The following is a 22,140-nucleotide window of genomic DNA, read 5'->3' on the forward strand; positions in this document are numbered from 1 at the left end:
CTAAAGGCTGTTCATGGTCTTTCTCTCAACCAAACGCATCGTGGGAGCGAGCCATGCTCGCGATGGGATTTAATCGGGCAAAGTCACAGCGGACCCTACACCGCCTCGCGGGCATGGCCCGCTCTCACAGTAGGCGCTCGTTATCGGAATGCTCTAGTTCACAAGACCTTGAACAGTCTCTAAGGAGACTTACTTCGGATAACCCGCGCGCTTCATTTCACGCGTAGTGATGGCTTGCGCGGACGTCAGGGCCTGATCGACTGGCATCTGCCCGGTGACCGCCGCCGAAAACAACTTGCCGACCTGGGTGCCGATGGCCTGGAACTCGGGAATGGTCACCAGCTGGATACCGACGTAAGGCACCGGCTTCTCGGTCGGATTTGCCGGGTCGGCCACTTTCAGCGATTCCAACGTGACCTTCGCGAATGGTGCAGCCTTCAAGTACGCATCGGTATAGGTGGATTGACGAGTGCCCGGGGGTACGTTGGACACGCCTTCTTTCTCAGCGACGAGCGCGGCGTACTCCTTTGATGTCGCCCAGGCGCTGAAGGTTTTTGCCGCTTCCTTCGATTTCGCGCTGGTAGGAATCGCCAACGCCCATGAGTACAGCCACGCCGTTCCTTTGTCGGTGGCTTGCTTCGGTGCGAAGGTGAAACCGACGTCGTCCGCAACTTTGCTCTGTGACTCGTCGGTCACGAAGGAGCCTGCAACGCTAGCGTCGACCCAGATTGCGCATTTGCCGCTGTTGAACAGGGCCAGGTTTTCGTTGAAACCATTGCTCGACGCACCTGGAGGGCCGTATTTCGTCATCGTGTCGACATAAAAACTCAGGGCTTGCTTCCATTCCGGACCGTCGAACTCGGGCTGCCATTGCTCGTCGAACCAGCGCGCCCCGTAGCCGTTGGCGAGGGTCGTGACCAGCGCCATGTTCTCGCCCCAGCCGGCCTTGCCGCGCAGGCAAATGCCGTACTGCTCTTTGCTCTTGTCCGTCAGCTTGGCCGCGAATTCGCCAATCTGGTCCCAGGTGGGGTGCTCGGGCATGGTCAACCCGGCTTGCTTGAAGAGGTCGGTGCGGTAGTAGGTGATCGAGCTCTCGGCATAGAAAGGCAGGGCGTAAAGCTGGCCTTTCGCGGAGAGGCCTTCGCGCACAGAGGGGAATACATCATCCAGATCGTAATCGGCGGGCAGGTCTTTCATCGGCTCCAGCCAACCACGATCGCCCCAGAGCGAGGCTTCGTACATGCCGATGGTCAGGACGTCGAACTGACCGCTACCGGTGGCGATGTCGGTGGTCAACCGCTGACGCAGTACGTTCTCCTCGAGCACGACCCAGTTCAGCTTGATATCCGGATGGGTTTTCTGGAATTCCGCCGACAACCGCTGCATGCGGATCATGTCTGCGTTATTGACGGTGGCGATGGTGACGGTTTCCGCGGCGAGGGCGGACGTGGACAGTGCAAGTAGCGCCGATGCGAAAAGCAGCTTCGTAGGTTTCATGTCATACCCCCGCTCCTGGGCCAGGACGGCGACAGCAGCGTTTATTGTTGTTGTTCATCCAGCCTGGGTACGGCTTGGCCGGATGATGTGTCCCGATCATTACAGCGCCGAGCGCGTTTACTCACAAAGCCTGCGGCGCACAGAAAGCGATACTTTTTTGCAGTGATCTCGTGTTGACGATAGCAGCCGACAGTCAGCGCGCCACTGAGCGGTATTGGTAGATTGGTCGATAGAGCGCGAAGTTGATTGGTTCTAGAAAAGGCGGTTTGCGTTGGGACCTGTTTTGAATCTGCCATCGCGTTCGCGAGCAAGCTCGCTCCTACAGAAAGGCAGCTATCCCCTGTAGGAGCGAGCCACGCAATCAAGCGCGGCGCATACGTGAACCCTTACCTACATTCGTTATCGCGAAGACAGTCTTGGCTTTTACGCCCCATTTTCGATCAACCGCTGCCCGGCGAGGCGGCGATAGCGGCTGGGTGTCATACCTTTCAATTGCTGAAAGCGCCGATTGAAGTTCGAAAGATTATTGAACCCCGACTCGAAGCAGACCTCCGTCACCGGTAAATGGCTGCCAACGAGCAGTTCGCACGACTTGCTGATCCGCAGGCTGTTGACGAACTCCACGAAACAGCGCCCGGTCGCCTGTTTGAAAAACCGCGAGAAGTAGGTGGGCTTCATATTCATGTGTGAGGCCACTTCCTCCAGCGAAAGCTCCCGCATGTAATGACTGAAAATGTAGTTCACGGCCTGGTTGGTGCGGTCCGCATGGCCTTCGTCGCCCATCAGCTGGGCTGCCGTGCTGCCAGAGAGCTGGTGCTGGTCGTCGCTGTTCGCGAGCATTTCCAGCAGGATCAATAAATATCCGAGACGCGAAAGATCACGGGTTTCCGAAATGCGCTGCATGAGTTGCGCCGCTTCCCGTACCGTTCTACGGCAGCGGTATTCGATGCCGTAAGCCGCGCGTTGGAACATGGGCTGCAGGTTCTTGAGTTCGGTGAAGCTATGGCCGGCTTCTTCGAACGTCTCTTCGGTGAAGTTGACCAGCATGTCGCGCTTTTCGATGACCTCTCCTGGCGCAATCTGGCTGATCCAATTGTGAGGAAGGTGCGGTCCCGTGAGGAATAGCGTTTCAGGCCGAAAATTACCGATGTAGTCGCCGATGAAGACTTTCCCAGCGCTCGCCACGATCAAATGCAGCTCGTATTCCTTATGGTTGTGCCAGCGTACGAGGGGTGAGGGGAAACCGTGTTCGCGATAGATCAACGAACGGCCACCGTGGTCGTCCATCAGTTCATATGAAGGGTCTGCAGCCACCTTCATGGCCTGCCCGCCAGCAACGCGTCCACATCGCTCCGATGAGGCAAATCAGGGCCTTTGCGCGAGCAGGTAATGGCCGATGCTGCACTGGCGAACATCAGCATCCGATCGATGTCGGGGCGGGAAAGCGATGCCAATGCGGCAGGCGATGCTTTGCCGATTTCCGTCAGATAGGCAATCAGCGCGGCCTGGAACGTATCGCCTGCGCCTACGGTGTCCTGCACCGTTACCGGGTGCGCATCCACCGTCCATTGCGCGTCGTTCGTGAATACCAGGGAGCCTTGCGCGCCCCGGGTCACGATCGCCAGGACGCAGCCGCCTTGCAGCCAACGTTGCGCGGTGTCGGCCAATGGCGTTTCGGGATACAGGCGCTCGAGATCTTCGTCGCTCACCTTGATGACGTTGGCCAGCGCCGCGAACGCCTCAATTCGGTCGCGCCATCGCTGCAGATCAGGTTCGACGTTCAGGCGGATATTAGGGTCGAGCGTGATGAGGCGCCGGCCCTGTTCGCGCGTCGCGAGTTCGAGCAGGGCGCTACCGATCGGTTCCACCACCAACGAGTACGAGCCGAAATGAATGCCGGCGACATCGTCGCCCAGTAGGGGAAGCTCGGCGGCGTCCAACAGTCGATCGGCGCAGCCTTCGCCGCGAAAGTCGTATTGTGGCTGGCCCGTTTCGTCCAGGGTGACCATCGCCAGGGTGGTGGGCGCATCGTAGTCGCGAAGAAACGGCGTGCCGACGCCTTCGCTTTCCAGCAAATGTCGCAACCGTTTACCGAGCGAGTCTCGGGAGATACCCCCTAGAAGGCAGGATGCGACACCAAGCCGACGCAAGCCGATGGCGACGTTAAAGGGGGAGCCGCCAGCAATGGCGTCGAGCCGCAAGGTATTGGCCGGGCTATCGGCGGACGAGACGTCAAAGACGTCGAAAAGAGCTTCTCCGCAAACAAGGTACATAAGTGCGCTCCAGAGGCGATCTTATTATTCAGGACCTCGGTTGGCGCAAGAATACGTCGAGGATGTCACCGTGGGACAGTACCGCAACGTTATTCGGTTGATACTTTTATGAGCGAAAAGCATGTACGCAGCGGATAGCGCACATGGGAACAGTTAAATTGAGGCGAAGGAATATAGGCGCCGGGTTTCGAACCGGCGCCCACTGAGTTCAATACACCCAGACCTCGACGCGGCGATTTCGAATGCGACCGGCATCGTCGTCATTCGCTGCGACCGGCAGGGCGTTACCCAACCCGTTGATTTCCTGTGGCAAAACGCCTGCTTTGAACAGCTCACGACGTACCGCCATCGCTCGCAAGCGCGACAGTAACCGGGCACGGGAGTCGTCGGCTTTGTCGTCGCTGAAACCGATCAACGCGACCTCTTTGCCGGTGCCTTCGCTTTCCATGTAGCGCACGACGCGCTCGATGTCACGTTGCGCCTTGTTGTCCAGCGTTGCGCTACCCTCGGCGAAGCGGAAATTGACACTGAGACGCTCGCCGCGACTGGCCAACTCGCGGTATTCGGCAGGCATCCCCGAAGTGCCGGACACTTTAAGAGCCTTCGGCTGTTGGCCGACAAAACCGTTTTTTGCAACAATTGCCTGGCCGGCAGGACTTTGTGCGAACTCAGCCAGTGCATGGGTCCACATATTCGGTGTCGTTGGCGAGGCGTACAGGAAAAGCCGTCGCGACAGCGGATAGTCTTCCGTTGCGATTGTATCGATCGTCGGCGGCATGATCGCTGCGGCACCGTCTGAAATTCCAAGCGCGCGCGCCTGACGAACGTAGGGCAAACCAATGAAGCCGATTCCGTTGCGGTCGGCGGCGACCGAATCAGACAGTTCTTCGCTGGACTCGTAACGCTTGGCTGCGGCGCCGAGACGCTTGTTGTTGCTACTCAGCACCAGTTCCTTGAAGGTGTCGTAGGTGCCCGAGTTGTCATCGCGTGCATACAGCGTGATCGCGCCGGGGTCACCGCCCACTTGACTCCAATCACTGATCTCGCCGGAAAAAATTCCGGCAAGTTGCGCAACGTTGAGTGCCTTGATGGGGTTTTTCGGATTAACCACGATCGCCAAGCCGTCGAGCGCGATGATCTGTTCACCCTGTTTCGAGCGAAGGTCGCCCAGCGCACTGAGCGTCTGTGCCTCTTCGCCTTTAATGGGCCGAGATGACGCCGCAACATCTGCTTGCCCAACGGCGAGCGCTTTGAAGCCTGTGCTGGAGCCGTGGGCCGCCAGTGTAACGGTCACCGGCTTACCGGTCGGAGCCTGGGCCGTGATGACCTGCTCGTTCGCCTGGTCGCCGGGGCTGACCTTGACGGCACGATAGCCTTCTTGTTCCAACAGGCCCTTTACCAAGGCAGGAGCGAGCTCAGCGCCGATTGTGTTGGAGCCTTGAATACGCAATGCAGCCTGGCCGTCTGCGGGTACCGGCAGCGCCGCGAAGACAGACCAGGGTATGGCGTAGAAAAAGAAACCGACTAGGACGTAACACAGGGTTTTGCACCAGATTTCAGATGCATAAGTAGCCGTGGGCTGAGACATGACGCACAAATCCTTCGGGCGAAGCGGACAATGGCCCGAAGGGTATGACGGGTACGTGAAGGAAAGATGACAGCCGGCCCAGGCGTTAAAACCCGGGCCTGAGCGGTCACTATCAGCCTAACGTGAGCCAGATCGGCGCGTGATCGGAAGGCTTTTCCATGCCGCGTAGTTCGTAGTCGATCCCTGCATCGGCAAAGTGCTCGCATAGCCCGCGGGAACCCATGATCAGGTCGATTCGCAGACCCCGCTTTGGCTCGTCCTCGAACCCTCGGCTACGGTAGTCGAACCAGCTGAAGCGGTCGTTCACCTCCGGATGCAAGTGCCGGAAACTGTCCGTCAGGCCCCAGGCCTTGACCTTTTCGAGCCATTCACGCTCTTCGGGGAGAAAGCTGCACTTGCCCGTGCGCAGCCAGCGCTTGCGGTTTTCCTCACCAATGCCGATGTCGCAATCCTGCGGCGAGATGTTGAAGTCGCCCATAACGACGACGCCTTGCTCGGGTGAAAAACGTGATTCCAGCATGTCCTGCAGGTCAGCATAGAAGCGTGTCTTGGCAGGAAACTTGATAGGGTGATCGCGGCTCTCGCCCTGAGGAAAATAGCCATTGAAGATGTGCAGCGGACCTTGTGCGGTTTCGAACGTGCCGCCGATCCAGCGTTTCTGTGACTCCTCGCCATCGGCCGGAAAACCCTTGAACACCTCGAGCGGTTGCGCCCGCGAGAGCAGGGCGACGCCGTAATGGCCTTTCTGTCCGTGGTAATGCACGTGATAGCCAAGCGCTTCGATCTCAGCCTGAGGAAACTGGTCGTCGGAGACCTTGGTTTCCTGTAGGCCGATAACGTCAGGTGCATGCTTGTCGATCAGCGCCTTCAGTTGGTGGGGGCGGGCGCGCAGTCCGTTGATGTTGAAGGAGACGATCTTCATGAGGAGTTCCACCCGGTAAAAGCAGGGGATGCTAGCGCATCGATCGCGCTCGCGGCCAGGTGTTGGGTTCACGCCCTGGCACCACGAACCCGGTAGCCGAGTCCGAGGTATCGTCCAGTGACCCAACGGAGAAACGACGCTACGCTAAAGCGCAGGACGCCCATCGTGTTCCATTCAGTTGTGGCTCTATTCGTGAATAGCAGTCGGCTAATCGGGCGCCGCTTTACCTGGCGCGATAGTCTCTAGATCAACAACCTCGTGGTAGCATCCGGCCGCATGAAGCTCGTGAATTGCCGTCTCGTACCTTTCTGCCTGATCGTGTGTTGCTCGACAGCCATGGCCGATGCCGTGCTCGAGGTCCGCGTGAGTCCCGCCAATAATGCCTTACGTAGCAATATCGAGGGCTATATCGGGAGCCTCGGCGACCGCAATCTGGCTGCGTTGGAGCGCTATACCTCGACGGTCGAGCGTCAGGCGGAGCAGGCGTCGCAAGCACTCGGTTTCTACCATGCCCGTATCAGCAGCCGGGTCACGGGCGGTGACAATGCGCGGCTGGTGTTGAATGTCGAACCGGGCGAGCCGGTGAAACTTCGCAACGTAACCATCCGCGTCGAAGGCCCGGCAGCTTCGTTCAAATCGTTTCAAACGCCACGTAGCCGCACGTTGCGCCCCGGACAACCGTTGAACCACGGCGAATACGAAGGGGCCAAGCGCGCCATCGAGGCGCAGGCTTCGCGCTACGGTTACTTCAGTGGGCGCTTCACTCAGCAGCGTTTGGTCGTGGATCCGGCCGGTGGGGTCGCGGATATCGAGATCGTCTATGACAGCGGCCCACGCTACCTGTTGGGCGACGTCAGCTTCAGCGGTGACTCGATCTTCGACGACGAGCTGCTGCACCGAATGGTGCCCTTCGAACCCGGTACGCCGTACGACTCCGAAATCATTGCCGAGCTGTACCGTGACCTTCAATCCAGCGGTTACTTCGAATCCATCCGTGTCGATGTGACACCGACGAGCGCGCAAAACCAGCGCTTGCCCGTCGATATCCGTTTGGCCATGCGCAAACCTCGCAGCTTTGATCTGGGCCTGGGCTACTCCACGGACGTAGGGCCGCGAGGCCGTGCCGGCTGGACACGGCACTGGGCCAATTCCAAAGGGCACAGTTATGGTGCCGAGATGGAATTGTCCGCGCCCCGGCAAAACGTTGGGCTCTGGTACGACATTCCTCTGGACCCACCGATCACGGACAAACTGCGCTGGGCCGGCGGCTATCAATATGAAGAGCTCGCCAATACGGACAGCCTGAGCAAACTCCTCACGTTTGGCCCTGAGTGGCACAGCGAGTTGCCGAGTGGCTGGACGCGCGTGCTGTCGCTGAAATGGCAGCGTGAAGAGTATCGGCTAGGCGATGACTCGGGCTTGAGCACCTTGCTCATGCCGGGCGCGTCCTATAGCTATCTGAAAAGCGACAACAAGCTCGACCCGCGCAATGGGTATCGGCTGCAATTTGCGGTCTCGGCTGCAAAAGAAGGGCTGCTTTCGGACACTGATTTGATTCACGGCGAGGCCACTATCAAAGGCCTGACGACGTTGTGGGGGCGGCACCGCTTTCTTGCGCGAGGGCAATTCGGTGGCAACTTCAGCGGCGAGTATCGTTCGGTTCCGCCGTCGCTGCGGTTCTTCGCGGGCGGCGACCAAAGCGTGAGGGGCTACGACTACCAGACGCTCTCTCCGGAAAATTCTGACGGTGACCGGATTGGTGGACGCTACATGGTGGCGGGGAGCCTGGAGTACCAATATTCCATCGCCGAGAAGTGGCGGATCGCAACGTTCGTAGACCAAGGCAACAGCTTCAACTCCCTCGACCTGCCCAGCTTGAAGACCGGCGTTGGGTTGGGCGTCCGTTGGGTATCGCCGGTCGGCCCGATTCGCCTTGATCTTGCGCATGCGCTGGATGACGACGGTGGCGTACGGCTGCACTTTTCCATGGGACCGGAGCTGTGATGCGGGTATTGAAGTGGAGCGGAGTAGCGCTCCTGGCACTTGTCACGCTGCTGGTTCTGATGCTGGCGGTGCTATTGGGTACACAGTCCGGCAGTCGCTGGGCGTTGGGGCAGGTGCCAGGCCTGAGCCTCGATGGATTTCAGGGGCGACTCGGCGGAAGCTGGCACGCCGATCGACTGATATGGCAGCAAGGGGTGCAGAAGGTAGAGCTCGAGCAACCCGCCTTTAGTTGGTCCCCCACGTGCCTGTTCCGCTTGACCCTTTGCATCGAGCGTATCGCCGCGACGACGATTCACCTCGACTTTCCGCCCACCGATGAGCCTGCCGAGCCGAGTGGTCCACTGGAGCTGCCGGACATCGGGCTGCCGATAGGTCTGGAGATCGGAGAACTGGACATCGGCCAGGTGTTCTTCAATGGCGGTGAGCAGCTGGTAAGTGCAACGCTTCGTGCCCATTGGAACGAGCAGGGGCTGCGTATCGAGCAACTGACGGCCAAGCGTGAAGATCTCGACGCAACGCTTCAGGCCACGCTCACGCCTGCTGGGCAGTGGCCACTTGCACTCATCGGCAAGGTCGACCTTGCCGGCGTTGACGATCAGCCGTGGTCGATCGATCTCGACCTGACGGGCAACGTGAAAGACGAGCTGCGTCTGGATGCCAAGAGCCAGGGCTACCTGGACGGCAACTTGAAGGCGTGGGTAAACGCACTGGATGAGCGGCTACCCGCGCGGCTACGTTTGACCGCTTCCGGATTCAAAGCTGCGCCGTCGCTCCCAGACACGTTAACGCTGAACGATCTGGAATTGACGGCAGACGGCACACTTGCCGAGGGTTATCGGATCCTGGGCACTTCGCTGCTTCCGGGCCAAGGTGGCCCCGTAAAGCTTGCGCTGGATGGCCGAGTGGACGCGAAGGGCGCTCGGGTCGAGGCTTTGGAATTGCTGGCAGACGGTCAGCGTTATCTGCGCCTGAACGGTACGGCGGATTGGCAAAACGCGATCGCCGCCGACGCCCGTATCGACTGGCAGGACTTTCCCTGGCGCAGCCTCTACCCGGAAATTGAAGAGCCTCCTGTCAGCCTGCGACGCTTCCAGGGCGAGATTGCCTATCGCGACGGCGCCTATCAGGGGCAATTCAGCTCGGACTTGGATGGACCTGCAGGCGCGTTCTCCCTGGCGAGCCCGATCCAGGGTGATCTGCAACAGGTGAGTTTACCCGCGTTAAACCTGAAAGCTGGACAGGGAACGCTGGACGGCAGGCTTGCCGTCGGTTTCGCCGAGGGTATTTCTTGGGACACCGACCTTGCCCTGAGCAAATTCGACCCGTCCTATTGGCTTGCTGAGCTGCCCGGTCAATTGGCCGGCCCGATCCGCAGCAAAGGGTCAATAAATAACGGTGTGATTGCGGCGGACGCGGACATCGATATTCGCGGCCAGTTACGGACGCAACAGGCGCGACTCTCGCTGGCTGCAACCGGCCAGGGGGAGCGCTGGTCGATCGCGAACCTTGCGTTGCTCGTGGGAGACAACCGGGTAGAGGGGCAAGGTTCCCTCGAAGGGCAACTCAAGGGGCAGCTGCAGCTGGCCCTGAACAATCTCGGTCAGTTGTGGCCAGGTCTGACGGGGCAAGTTAAAGGCAACGTGACTGCTTCGGGCACGCTGGAAAAACCGCAGGGCACCCTTTCTCTGGACGGCACCCGCGTGGGATTGGGCGACAACCGCGTCAGCGGCATCGCCCTCACCGCCAGGCTCGACGGCAATCAGCAGGCAACCATCTCCCTCGATGCCAATCGCATCGCCCTGGGGGAAACCGATCTCGGTAATCTAAGCGTGACAGGGCAGGGCAATGCACAAAGTCAGCGTGCAGAGTTGTCGCTGGACGGGCCACTGCTTCAGACCGGGCTCGCGTTGAACGGTACGTTGAAAGAGGGCAACTGGCGCGGCCAGCTCAGTCGCGGCGACATCAGCAGCAACGACATGGACTGGCGCCTGCAGCAGCCCGCTTCGCTGGAACGCTTGGCGTCCGGCCAGTTCACGCTCGGCAAGCATTGCTGGGCATACGCGGATGCAACGCTGTGCGCGGACGATCAACGCCTGACACCCGACACTTCACTGCGCATGCGCTTGCGGCAATTCCCGCTGGAAATCCTGGCGAAGTGGTTGCCAGACGATTTCGCCTGGGAGGGCCAGCTCAATGCCGACGTCAATCTCGACCTGCCCGAGGCCGGTCCAAAAGGGACGCTCAGCGTGGATGCGGGCAGCGGAAAATTACGGGTGCGCGATGGCGATACGTGGCACGACTTCCCCTACAGCCGCTTGGCGATTACCAGCCAGCTTTCGCCGCAACGCGTCGATACCGACCTGAACTTCGACGGCGGCCCGCTGGGCCAATTGGACGTCACCGCGCAAATTGATCCGCGACCTGCCGATAAACCGATCGAGGGCCAATTCGCCCTGCGCGGGTTGGATTTATCGGTCGGCCGGCCCTTTGCGCCCATGGTCGAGCAACTGGAAGGCCAGCTGAACGGGAGCGGAACGCTCGCGGGCACACTGCAATCGCCACTGGTGAATGGGCAGTTGTGTTTGAGCAATGGGCGGGTGGCCGGTAGCGAGCTACCAACGCAGGTGGAAGCGCTCGAAATGACCGTGGATGTTGCGGGGCAAAGCCTGAAGCTTGATGGCAATTGGCGCAGTGGCGAAGCGGGACGTGGGCAAATCGCTGGCACGCTGGATTGGAACGATGGTACCAACGTGGACGTGCGTGTTCGTGGAACCAAGCTGCCGGTCAATGTCCAGCCGTACGCTGAACTCGAAGTCGAGCCAGACTTGCAGATCGGACTCGCAGGCGATCGCCTCGCTTTGAGCGGCACAGTGAATGTGCCGCGTGGCGCCATCCAGATTCGCGAGTTGCCGCCCTCGACCGTCCAGGTATCGTCCGACACGGTGATCGTTGGGCAGGAGCGAGAAGACGCTAAAACTGCATTACAGATGGCCATGGATATCGACGTCAACGTCGGTCAGGACCGTCTGACCTTTAGTGCCTTTGGCCTCAATGCGGACATCGCCGGGCAGATGCATGTCGGCGATAACCTCGACGCCCGCGGTGAACTCAATCTCAATAACGGCCGTTTCCGTTCGTACGGTCAGCGTTTGACCGTACGGCGCGCACGCCTGTTGTTTACCGGTCCTATCGATCAACCTTTCCTGGACGTGGAAGCGATCCGCGTCGTCGATGACGTTACCGCTGGCATTCGTCTCACGGGCTTTGCCGCGGCCCCGCAAACCGAAGTGTTCTCGGAACCGGCCATGGGCCAGGAGCAAGCCTTGTCCTATTTGATCCTTGGCCGGCCACTTAGCACGGGCCAGGAGGACAACAATCTCTTGGCCCAGGCAGCCCTAGGGTTGGGGCTTGCGGGGAGTTCGTCGTTCACCGGAGGCGTCGCGCAAAGTCTCGGCATCGAGAACTTCCAGCTCGACACCGAGGGCACCGGCAATACCACCAGCGTGGTTGCCAGCGGTGAGCTGACTGAGCGTCTGACCTTGCGTTATGGGGTCGGTGTCTTCGAGCCCGCGAACACCATCGCGTTACGCTACGCACTGACCAAGCGCGTGTACGTAGAGGCGGCCAGCGGCTTAGCAAGTTCGCTGGATATCTTCTACAAGCGGGACTTCTGAGGGCAGCGGATCGAGAACATTGTGTTACCAGCGCGGAGATGGGCGATTCACTGGTAATTGACGTGCTCGTTAGCCGAGAATTCTCGGCTGACGTCCAGCGCACCGCACCTGCGTCGAACGGACATGAACGACTTCATTCGCCAACGGTCATTCCTTGGCATACGCTACGCCCCCTCGCAGCCCGAGTGCGCTGTCTACGCTGACAAGCCCTACCGGTTTGCATCCAACCATCCCCACACAAGGAGTAAACGAATGGTCCAGGTAACGCGTCGCGGTACCCCAATGGAAGTCGCTGGCGAGCTGCCAGGCGTCGGGCAGCAAGCTCCGGCCTTCACACTGGTGGATAGCGGTTTGAACGACGTAGGCCTGTCTGCGTTTTCCGGCAAGCGCAAGGTGCTCAATATTTTCCCGAGTGTAGACACGCCAACCTGTGCGACATCCGTACGGACGTTCAATGCTCAAGCGAGCAAGCTGACGAATACGGTGGTGCTGTGCGTGTCTGCTGATCTGCCCTTTGCGCAGGCGCGTTTCTGCGGCGCAGAAGGCCTGGAAAACGTGCAGAACCTGTCCACCTTCCGCCATCCCGAATTTCTGAAGAATTACGGCGTGGCAATCGCCAGTGGCGGCATGGCGGGGCTGGCCGCCCGCGCGGTGGTGGTGCTGGACGAGCAGGATAAAGTGATCCATAGCGAATTAGTGGAAGAGATCGCCAACGAGCCGAACTATCAAGCTGTGATCGCCGCTCTGACGTAAGGCTGCGAAGTGCTTGAAGCGGCTGGAGCCATTCCGGCCGCTGTTTACGCTGTGGGAACATTTGGAACGTAAAAAGGCAGTAAAGGGGCTTTGCTTGCCGCCTTGCTGTGCTTATCGTGCACCGTCCATCAAATGCGAATGCCTTTCATGTCTGCTGCAACCCCCCCGAGTTCTTCTCGCTCTTCGCGATTCCGTATTCTTTTTATTGTTTTAGTGGCTGTCGCAGCATTGATTGCCTGGTGGTTATGGCCTGCAGCAAACAATCCAGAGCAGCCGGCGCCTGGCGGACAGGAACCGGTTCCTGTCCGGGCGGCTGTGGCCCGCGAGGCGAACTTCCCAGTGAACCTTACGGCCCTGGGTACCGTGACCGCGTTCAATACCGCGAATGTACGCGCACGGGTCGATGGGCTTTTGACCGAAATCCGATTCGAAGAAGGCCAGCGGGTCAAGGCGGGAGATGTGTTAGCGGTGATCGATCCGCGCCCCTATGAAGTCGCCTTGCAGCAAGCCGAAGGCACGCTGCAGGAGAATCGAGCGCAACTGAAGAACGCGCAGATCGATTACGACCGCTACAAAGGGTTGTTCGCGCAGGATTCGATCGCGCGGCAGACGCTGGATACTCAAGAGGCGCTGGTTGCGCAATACCAGGGGACGATTCGCGCCAACCAGGCGGCGGTCGCGCAGGCGAAGCTTGATTTGCAATTCACGCGTGTTAGCGCACCGATAGCAGGACGTGTTGGCTTGCGTCAGGTGGACGTTGGCAACCTCGTCGCCGCCGGCGATACCACGCCGCTGGCAGTCATCACTGAAACCCAACCCATCTCGATCGCATTCACGCTGCCAGAAAGCGACCTGCCCAAAGTACTCAAAGCGCGTCGAGAGCAGTCGGCTCTTGTTGTCGAAGCGTGGGACCGGGGTGAACGCAATCGCCTGGCACAGGGCGTCTTGCAGAGCATCGACAACCAGATCGACCTTACAACGGGTACCGTTCGCCTGAAAGCGCGCTTCGATAACGAAGATGAGTCGCTCTTTCCCAACCAGTTCGTGAACGTCCGCCTCCAGGTGCAAACGATCGCCAATGCTACGCTACTGCCCTCTGATGCCATCCAGTACGGCTCCATCGGTACCTTCGTCTATGTCATCGGCGAGGGTGACAAGGTGGAAGTCCGGAAAGTGGACGTGGGGCCAACCGACGGCCCGAACATCGTTGTCGAAAGCGGCGTGAAGACCGGAGAGCGCGTCGCCGTACAGGGTACCGAGCAACTGCGCGAAGGCAGCCAGGTAGAGGTCATCGAGGACGCAGAACCCGGTAAGACTGTGCCGGCACCGTTGCAAAACCGTCAAGCATGAGTATCTCCCGCCCGTTCATCCTGAGGCCTGTCGCCACCACCTTGCTGATGGTGGCGATCTTTCTCAGTGGCTTGATCGCCTACCGGATGCTTCCCGTTTCGGCATTGCCGCAGGTGGATTACCCGACGATTCGGGTCATGACGCTTTATCCGGGCGCCAGCCCTGAGGTCATGACCAGTGCCGTCACCGCGCCATTGGAGCGACAGTTCGGGCAGATGCCGGGACTTGAGCAAATGGCGTCTAGCAGCTCCGGTGGTGCGTCTGTCGTTACGCTACGTTTTGGTCTCGACGTGAACATGGACGTGGCCGAGCAGGAAGTGCAGGCTGCCATCAACGCCGCCAGCAACCTGCTGCCGGATGATCTGCCGTCGCCGCCGGTGTACAACAAGGTCAACCCGGCGGATACACCGGTACTCACCCTGGCGATTACGTCCAAGACCATGGCGATGCACGAGGTCAACGACCTTGTGGACACCCGCATGGCGCAGCGGATATCGCAGATTAGCGGTGTGGGCTTAGTCACGCTCGCCGGCGGGCAACGGCCCGCCGTCAGAATCCGCGTCAATCCAGAAGTGCTTGCTTCCTACGGGCTGAACCTCTCGGACGTGCGTTCGTTGATCAACGCATCGAACGTAAACCAGCCCAAGGGCAGCTTCGACGGTCCCACACGCGTGACGCAGCTGGATGCGAACGACCAGCTCAAATCGCCGGACGAATACCGCAACCTGATCCTCAACTATGAAAACGGCGCGACGTTGCGCCTCAAGGATGTGGCGACCATCGTCGATGGCGCGGAGAACGAGCGACTGGCGGCGTGGGCCAACGAGAACGAAGCGGTGCTGCTGAATATCCAGCGGCAACCGGGCGCAAATGTCATCGATGTCGCGGATCGGGTCCAGGCCCTGCTGCCGCACATTACCTCGACGCTGCCGAACAACGTGGAGGTCATCCCGCTGACCGATCGTACGCAAACGATACGGGCGGCAGTGACCGATACCGAGCACGAGCTGGTATTGGCGATTGGGCTCGTCGTGCTGGTGACGTTTCTGTTCCTGCGTAAGTTTTCAGCGACGATCATCCCTTCGGTTGCGGTGCCGTTGTCGTTGATCGGCACATTTGGCGTGATGCATCTTGCGGGTTTTTCGATCAACAACCTGACGCTGATGGCGCTCACGATCGCGACCGGTTTCGTGATCGACGATGCCATCGTGATGCTGGAAAACATCGCGCGGCATATCGAAGAAGGGGAAACGCCGATGAACGCTGCGCTCAAAGGCGCGCGGCAGATCGGCTTTACCTTGGTGTCCCTGACGTTCTCACTGATTGCGGTATTGATTCCGCTGCTGTTCATGGCAGACGTGGTCGGGCGCCTGTTCCGCGAATTCGCCATCACGCTTGCCGTCGCGATCCTTATCTCGTTGGTGATCTCCCTGACGTTGACGCCAATGATGTGCGCGCGTTTGCTCAAGCACGAGCGGGAAGAGGACCAGGGCCGTTTCTATCGCGGCGCGGGCCGCGTCATCGACTGGATGATCGACCGTTATGCGGTGGGACTGCGCTGGGTGCTACGCCACCAGCCCCTGACGCTGCTCGTTGCGATCGCGACCATGGCGGTGACGGTGCTGCTTTATCTCGCGGTACCCAAGGGCTTTTTCCCGGTGCAGGATACTGGCGTCATCCAAGGCGTTTCTGAAGGGCCACAAACCATTTCCTTCACCGCGATGAGCGAACGGCAGCAGCAGTTGACCGACGTCATTCGCAAGGACCCCGCGGTAGCCAGCGTGTCGTCCTACATTGGCGTCGACGGCGACAACCTAACGCTGAACAGCGGTCGGGTACTCATCAATCTAAAAGCCCATGGCGACCGTGACGTCACTGCCAGTGACGTGATCGAGCGTCTGCGTCCTCAGCTCGATCGTATTCCTGGCATACGGCTCTACATGCAGCCGGTTCAGGACCTGACGATCGAAGACCGGGTAAGCCGAACCCAATTCCAGTTCACTCTGGGTTCACCTGACTCCGCGCTGCTGGAGGAGTGGACACCGAAGCTGGTGGATGCCTTGCGTTCGCGCCCTGAGCTCACGGACGTGAACAGCGACCTGCAAACCGAGGGGTTGCAGGTCTATCTGGATATCGATCGCGATCTTGCCTCGCGCCTGGGGGTGAGCATTTCGGCGATCGACGATGCGCTCTACGATGCCTTTGGTCAGCGGCAAATCTCCACGATCTTCACGCAGGCGAGCCAGTATCGGGTCGTGCTGGAAGCCCAGACGGCCGGCAGCGTCGGCCCGGAATCGTTGCGTCGAATCCATGTCGCGGCCACCGATGACAAGCAAGTGCCATTGGCGTCCCTTGCGCGAGTCAGCGAGCGACCGTCATCCTTGTTGATTAGCCATATCGGCCAGTTTCCGGCGGTAACGCTCTCGTTCAACCTTGCGCCGGGCGTGTCATTGGGTGAAGCGGTTGCCGCGATCGAGCAAACCGAGCAGGCAATCGGTTTGCCCGTCGGGGTCGAAACGACCTTCCAGGGCGCGGCCGAAGCATTCCGCGCATCGTTGTCTAGCACGCTGATGTTGATCCTCGCGGCCGTCGTGACGATGTACATTGTGCTGGGCGTGCTGTACGAGAGTTACATCCATCCGATCACGATTCTTTCGACGCTGCCATCGGCAGCGATCGGCGCGCTCCTGGCGTTGTTGTTGACGGGTAATGATCTGGGCCTGATTGCCGTAATCGGCATCATCCTGCTGATCGGCATCGTCAAGAAGAACGCAATCATGATGATCGACTTCGCACTCGAAGCCGAACGTCAGGAAGGGATGGCCCCGCATGACGCCATCTATCGTGCCGCGCTGCTGAGATTCCGGCCCATTCTGATGACCACACTTGCGGCGCTGTTTGGTGCGATTCCGCTGATGCTTGCCAGTGGTTCAGGCGCCGAACTGCGGCAGCCGCTTGGCTTGGTCATGGTCGGCGGACTGCTGGTTAGTCAAGTTCTGACGCTGTTCACGACGCCGGTCATTTACCTGTATTTCGATCGACTCTCGCGCCGCTTGCGGGGCCGTGCGGCGTCGGGGGCTACGGTATGAAAGCGCCGACCAGGGTAGGGGAGTTGCGGGTTTGAACCTGTCTGCCCCCTTCATCCTGCGCCCAGTTGCGACGCTCTTATTGAGCGTCGCAATCCTGCTATTGGGCGGGATCAGCTATGGGCTGCTGCCGGTTTCGCCGTTGCCGAAGATGGACTTCCCGGCGATCACGATCACCGCGAACTTGCCCGGCGCAAGCCCGCAGGTCATGGCGTCGACCGTGGCAACACCCCTGGAACGCGCCTTGGGCAGCATTGCCGGCATCAGTGAGATGACGAGCCGCAGTAGTCAGGGCAATACCCGAATCATCATCCTCTTCGATATCGGTCGAAACATCGATTCGGCGGCTAGAGAGGTTCAGGCCGCGATCAACAAAGCGCGTCCGCTGTTGCCCAGTGGCATGAAAAACATGCCGACCTATCGCAAGATCAATCCTTCGCAGTCGCCCATCATGGTGCTGGCCATGACCAGCGACACCATGTCCCGAGCTCAGCTACGTGATATTGCGAACAACATCGTCTCGCAGAAAATTGCCCAGGTTTCTGGCGTTGGCGAGGTGCTCATTGGCGGCGGCGGCACGCCTGCGGTACGCGTTTCCGTTCAGCCGCGCCAGCTCGATCATTACGGCATCGCGCTCGATGAGGTCCGGGAAACCATTTCCGCGGCGACTGCGCAACGTCCCAAGGGCGCCATCGAGAACGACACGCGGCATTGGCAGATCCAGGCCAACGATCAGCTGTATCAGGCGAAGGACTACGCCAATCTGGTCATCCGCGAAGAGAACGGTGCAATCCTCCGGTTGAGCGATATCGCCACGGTCAAAGACGATGTGGAAGACCGTTACAACGCAGGGTATTTCAATAACCAGAATGCGATCTTGCTGGTCGTCAATCGTCAGGCGAATGCAAACATCATCGAGACCATCGACGCCATCAGGACCCAGTTGCCAGAGTTGAGGGCGGTGATGCCAGAAGCGGCGAACCTCGACATTGCCCTGGACCGATCGCCGGTCATTCGCGCCACGCTGCACGAAGCGGAGCGCACGCTCATCATCGCGACTGGCCTCGTCATCCTCGTCGTGCTCGCGTTTTTGGGCCGCTGGCGGGCTGCGCTGATTCCCGCGCTCGCTGTGCCTGTTTCGCTGGTCGGCACCTTCGCCGTCATGTACCTCTGGGGATTCTCCCTCAACAACTTTTCGCTGATGGCGCTGATCATTGCGACTGGGTTGGTGGTCGACGATGCGATCGTGGTACTGGAGAACATCGCTCGGCATATGGAGAGCGGTGAACCGCCACTTGAGGCCGCGTTGAAAGGTACCCGCGAAGTGGGCTTTACCCTGCTGTCCATGAACCTGTCGCTGGTCGCGGTGTTTCTCTCGATCTTGTTCATGGGCGGTTTCGTCGCCAATCTGTTCCGCGAGTTTTCCATTACGCTCACGGCAGCAATTCTGGTCTCGCTCGTGGTCTCGCTGACGCTTACGCCCATGCTTTGCGCGCGTTGGCTACGGGTGGAGGAAAAGCGCGAACCGGGCCGATTCGCACGCATCGGCCATCGCGTGCAGACAATAGTCATGGACCGTTATGCGCGAAGCCTGGATTGGTCGCTTCGTCATTCCACGCTCATGCTTCTGGGCCTCGTCGCGACTATCGTATTGAACGTCTATCTGTACATCGCAGTACCGAAGACCTTCATGCCCTCCCAGGATACTGGCCAGATCACGGGCTTCATTCGAGGTGAAGATGGACTGTCGTTCAGTGTCATGCAGCCGAAGATGGAGGCATACCGCAAGTTGCTCGTGAGCGATCCCGCGGTTGCTGCAGTGGCGGGCTTCGTGGGCGGGCAGACGGGTGTTGGGAATGCGACAGTGCTCATTCGACTCAAGGAGCTGGACGAGCGTAAAGAAAGCGTAGACGCGGTGATCGAGCGGCTGCGCAAGAACGCGCCCAAGATTCCTGGCGCCAAGATGTACCTGATGGCGAGTCAGGATCTTCAATTCGGCGGGCGACAGGATCGCGGCACTGAAAACGAATACGTTCTCCTAGCAAACGATCTCGATGCGTTGCGCACGTGGGTGCCGCGTGTAAGAGACGCGTTGGCGGCGCTGCCTGAACTGCAGAACGTCGATACGACGGACGGGAAGGGGGCTCAGCAGGTCCGAATCGTGATCGACCGGGAAAACGCGAAGCGCCTCGGAATCGATGTCGAAATGGTAACCGCGGTGCTCAACAACGCGTTCAGCCAACGTCAGATCGCCACGATCTACGACAACATGTACCAGTATCAGGTCGTGATGGAGATCGATCCGAAATACGCGACCGGGCCTGAGGTTCTGTCGCAAGTGAAGGTCATCACCGATAACGGCGACCGTATCCCATTGTCGACGATCGCTCGCTGGGAGCCTAGCCTCGAACAGGACCGGGTCTCGCACCACGGGCAATTCGCGGATGAAAGTATCGAGTTCACGCTGGCCGAAGGTGTCAGCCTCGATCAGGCGACGGCCGCTGTGAACCGAGCCGTGGCGGGCGTGGGACTGCCGAACGAAGTTCAGGGCATGATGGGCGGTACTGGCAGCGCGTTCGTTGAAGCGCAACAAGGCCAGCCATTCATGATCCTCGCCGCGCTGGTCTTGGTATACCTGGTGCTCGGCGTGCTCTATGAAAGCTACATTCATCCGCTGACAATCCTGTCGACCTTGCCCTCCGCTGGCGTTGGGGCGTTGCTCGCCATTCAATTGTTCGGTCAGGAGTTCAGCCTGATTTCGTTGCTTGGGCTGTTCCTGCTGATTGGCGTAGTGAAAAAGAACGCCATCCTGATGATTGATTTAGCGTTGCAGCTCGAACGCCACGACAGCCTGTCGCCAATCGAATCCATTCGCCGTGCCTGCCTGTTGCGTTTCCGCCCCATCATGATGACCACGCTTGCCGCCTTGTTCGGAGCGTTGCCGTTACTGCTCGACACGTCCGAGGGGTCCGAAACCCGTCATCCATTGGGTGTGGCTATTGTCGGCGGTCTGATTCTCAGCCAGTTGCTCACGCTCTACAGCACGCCGGTGGTCTATGTGTTCTTCGACCGCTTGCGTCATCGTTTCAATCGTTGGCGCGGTGCGCGTACCGACGCTGCCCTGGAAAATCCGTTATGAGTCGTTCGTCTTCCAACATCCCGCTGGCATCCGTTTTCAAGCTGCGCAAGTCCGTCCTCATTGTGTCCGCCAGCCTCGCGCTAAGCGCGTGCAGTGTTGGGCCCGACTACCACCGGCCCGCGGCGTTGGTGCCTGCGCAATATGAGCATGTGGACGGCTGGAAGTCCGCGTTACCGGCGGATACCGAGCATCGAGGCGAATGGTGGAGCCTTTACAACGATCCAGTACTCGACGAATTGGTCGGTCAGCTCGACGTTTCGAATCAAAGCCTGGCGGCGGCTGAAGCCCAGTATCGACAGGCACGCGCGTTGGTCAGAAGTGCGCGTGCGAGCTTTTTCCCGACGATCAGCGCCGATGGCGGGGTAACGCGCGCAGGGCGTGGAGGCGGATCCAGCGGCATCGTGTCGGGTGGTAGCGGCAATTCAGTTAGCACGGTTCGCGGCTCTGGCGTATCGGAAGATTATCAAGCCTCGCTGGGCGCTACCTGGGAGCTGGATCTTTGGGGACGTTTGCGGCGAACGCTCGAAGCGGATCGCGCGGCCGCGCAGGCGAGTTACGCTGATCTCGCGGCGGCGCGCTTGAGTCTGCAGTCCGAATTGGTACAAAACTACCTGCAACTTCGCGTTATGGACGAGCAAAAGCGGTTGCTCGACGCGACCGTCTCGGCCTACGAGCGATCGCTCAGGTTGACGCAAAACCAATACACGGCTGGGATCGTCCCACGCTCGGACGTGAGTCAGGCGCTTACGCAGCTGAAAAGCACGCAAGCCCAGGCGATCGATCTGCAATGGCAGCGCGCGCAGTTGGAAAACGCCATAGCGGTATTGATCGGCGTACCACCGTCGTCCTTCGATTTGGCGACGCTCGAATCCATACCACGCCTGCCTGTGGTGCCTCAGGCGCTGCCGTCGGAGTTGCTCGAACGGCGCCCCGACATTGCGTCGGCCGAGCGTAGCGTGCAGGAGGCCAATGCCCGCATCGGTGTGGCCAAGGCGGCGTATTACCCGGATCTGTCGATATCGGCTAACGGCGGCTATACCAACAGCGCGTTCAACGACCTGTTTAGCGTGCCCAACCGCTTTTGGTCGCTCGGACCGTCCCTTGCCTTGACGCTATTCGACGGCGGCGCCCGGCGCGCGGAATCTGAGCGCACGGAAGCGGCTTACGACCAGACCGTCGCCAACTATCGTCAGGCCGTGCTGACAGGCTTCCGTGAAGTGGAAGACTACCTCGTCCAACTTCAGGTGCTCGATCGCGAATCTCGCGTGCAGCAGGAAGCCCTCGAATCCGCCCGCGAGTCCTTGCGTTTGATCGAGAACCAGTACCGCGCGGGAACCATCGACTTCAATGATGTGGTGAACGTACAAGCAACGGCGCTCAATAACGAACGCAGCGCGTTGACCTTGCTTGGCACTCAGCTTACGGCAAGCGTGCAGCTCATTGCGGCGCTGGGCGGCGGCTGGGATAGCGAAGCGTTGCTGCAAGACGCCTTACCTTGACCGGCGAGCAAGCGCGTCCTGACACGGGCAAAAAAAAACCGCGACCAGGAGCAAGGGTCGCGGAGGGGATGTCGGGCAGTCGCCGACGGAGAGGAACACACACCATGCGGGCTGGAGCGGCCACGACAAGGATGCGTTGCAGTGTGATCGGTGCCGGACATCACCGCGAATCGAACGAGGCGAATGTTTAAATCGACGCGGGTGATTGGCCGATCGAGTCCTGGAGCGGTACTAGACCGTTTTCGCCTCGTCATCCACTGAAAATACAAACGCGCTCGTGCTGCATCAGTGCGCTCCTGTGAACGTAAATCCATTTGGCGCCACACACTTCTGATCCATATGAAGATGAACAGAG

The 22,140-nt window shown here is 59.7% G+C and carries 12 protein-coding genes; 7 read left to right on the top strand and 5 right to left on the bottom strand.

Annotation, left to right across the window (positions count from 1 at the left end):
• Window positions 1-189 precede the first annotated feature (189 nt).
• The 5 genes from IEY47_RS05015 to xthA all read right to left on the bottom strand — a co-directional run bounded on the left by IEY47_RS05015 (window position 190) and on the right by xthA (window position 6,280).
• Entirely contained in the window at window positions 190-1,497 is a 1,308-nt protein-coding gene (locus tag IEY47_RS05015) for an ABC transporter substrate-binding protein (RefSeq protein ID WP_188982058.1), read from the bottom strand.
• Between the two features lie 423 nt (window positions 1,498-1,920).
• A complete protein-coding gene (locus tag IEY47_RS05020) occupies window positions 1,921-2,817 on the bottom strand; it encodes an AraC family transcriptional regulator (protein WP_188982059.1) in 897 nt (298 codons plus the stop codon).
• Window positions 2,814-3,770 (bottom strand): carbohydrate kinase family protein, encoded by a 957-nt coding sequence (locus IEY47_RS05025; RefSeq protein WP_188982060.1) that lies wholly within the window; start codon window positions 3,768-3,770, stop codon window positions 2,814-2,816. Before IEY47_RS05025 ends, IEY47_RS05020 begins: the two co-directional genes overlap by 4 nt.
• Before the next feature lie 208 nt (window positions 3,771-3,978).
• Window positions 3,979-5,358 (bottom strand): substrate-binding domain-containing protein, encoded by a 1,380-nt coding sequence (locus IEY47_RS05030; protein WP_188982061.1) that lies wholly within the window; start codon window positions 5,356-5,358, stop codon window positions 3,979-3,981.
• Between the two features lie 112 nt (window positions 5,359-5,470).
• The gene (xthA, locus tag IEY47_RS05035; RefSeq protein WP_188982062.1) at window positions 5,471-6,280 is read right to left on the bottom strand and encodes an exodeoxyribonuclease III; all 810 of its coding nucleotides are present in this window, start codon (window positions 6,278-6,280) and stop codon (window positions 5,471-5,473) included.
• A gap of 276 nt (window positions 6,281-6,556) precedes the next feature.
• On the opposite strand from xthA, the gene IEY47_RS05040 reads away from it, so the two are divergent.
• The 7 genes from IEY47_RS05040 to IEY47_RS05070 all read left to right on the top strand — a co-directional run bounded on the left by IEY47_RS05040 (window position 6,557) and on the right by IEY47_RS05070 (window position 21,785).
• The gene (locus IEY47_RS05040; RefSeq protein ID WP_188982063.1) at window positions 6,557-8,284 is read left to right on the top strand and encodes an autotransporter assembly complex protein TamA; all 1,728 of its coding nucleotides are present in this window, start codon (window positions 6,557-6,559) and stop codon (window positions 8,282-8,284) included.
• Window positions 8,284-11,958 carry a translocation/assembly module TamB domain-containing protein gene (locus IEY47_RS05045; protein WP_188982064.1) on the top strand — a complete coding sequence of 1,225 codons (3,675 nt, stop codon included), beginning with the start codon at window positions 8,284-8,286 and terminating at the stop codon, window positions 11,956-11,958. Before IEY47_RS05040 ends, IEY47_RS05045 begins: the two co-directional genes overlap by 1 nt.
• Before the next feature lie 252 nt (window positions 11,959-12,210).
• On the top strand, window positions 12,211-12,711 hold the full coding sequence (gene tpx / locus IEY47_RS05050) for a thiol peroxidase (RefSeq protein WP_188982065.1): 501 nt from the start codon (window positions 12,211-12,213) through the stop codon (window positions 12,709-12,711).
• A gap of 147 nt (window positions 12,712-12,858) precedes the next feature.
• Complete coding sequence (locus IEY47_RS05055) at window positions 12,859-14,061, top strand: MdtA/MuxA family multidrug efflux RND transporter periplasmic adaptor subunit (RefSeq protein WP_188982066.1); 1,203 nt, start codon at window positions 12,859-12,861, stop codon at window positions 14,059-14,061.
• Complete coding sequence (locus tag IEY47_RS05060) at window positions 14,058-17,150, top strand: MdtB/MuxB family multidrug efflux RND transporter permease subunit (protein WP_188982067.1); 3,093 nt, start codon at window positions 14,058-14,060, stop codon at window positions 17,148-17,150. The genes IEY47_RS05055 and IEY47_RS05060 overlap by 4 nt, the downstream gene beginning before the upstream one ends.
• 31 nt (window positions 17,151-17,181) lie before the next feature.
• On the top strand, window positions 17,182-20,286 hold the full coding sequence (locus IEY47_RS05065; RefSeq protein ID WP_188982068.1) for an efflux RND transporter permease subunit: 3,105 nt from the start codon (window positions 17,182-17,184) through the stop codon (window positions 20,284-20,286).
• Window positions 20,283-21,785 (top strand): efflux transporter outer membrane subunit, encoded by a 1,503-nt coding sequence (locus tag IEY47_RS05070; RefSeq protein ID WP_188982069.1) that lies wholly within the window; start codon window positions 20,283-20,285, stop codon window positions 21,783-21,785. Before IEY47_RS05065 ends, IEY47_RS05070 begins: the two co-directional genes overlap by 4 nt.
• The last annotated feature ends 355 nt before the right edge of the window (window positions 21,786-22,140 follow it).

Source organism: Pseudomonas matsuisoli (assembly GCF_014647635.1).
GTDB classification, from domain to species: Bacteria; Pseudomonadota; Gammaproteobacteria; order Pseudomonadales; family Pseudomonadaceae; genus Pseudomonas_P; species Pseudomonas_P matsuisoli.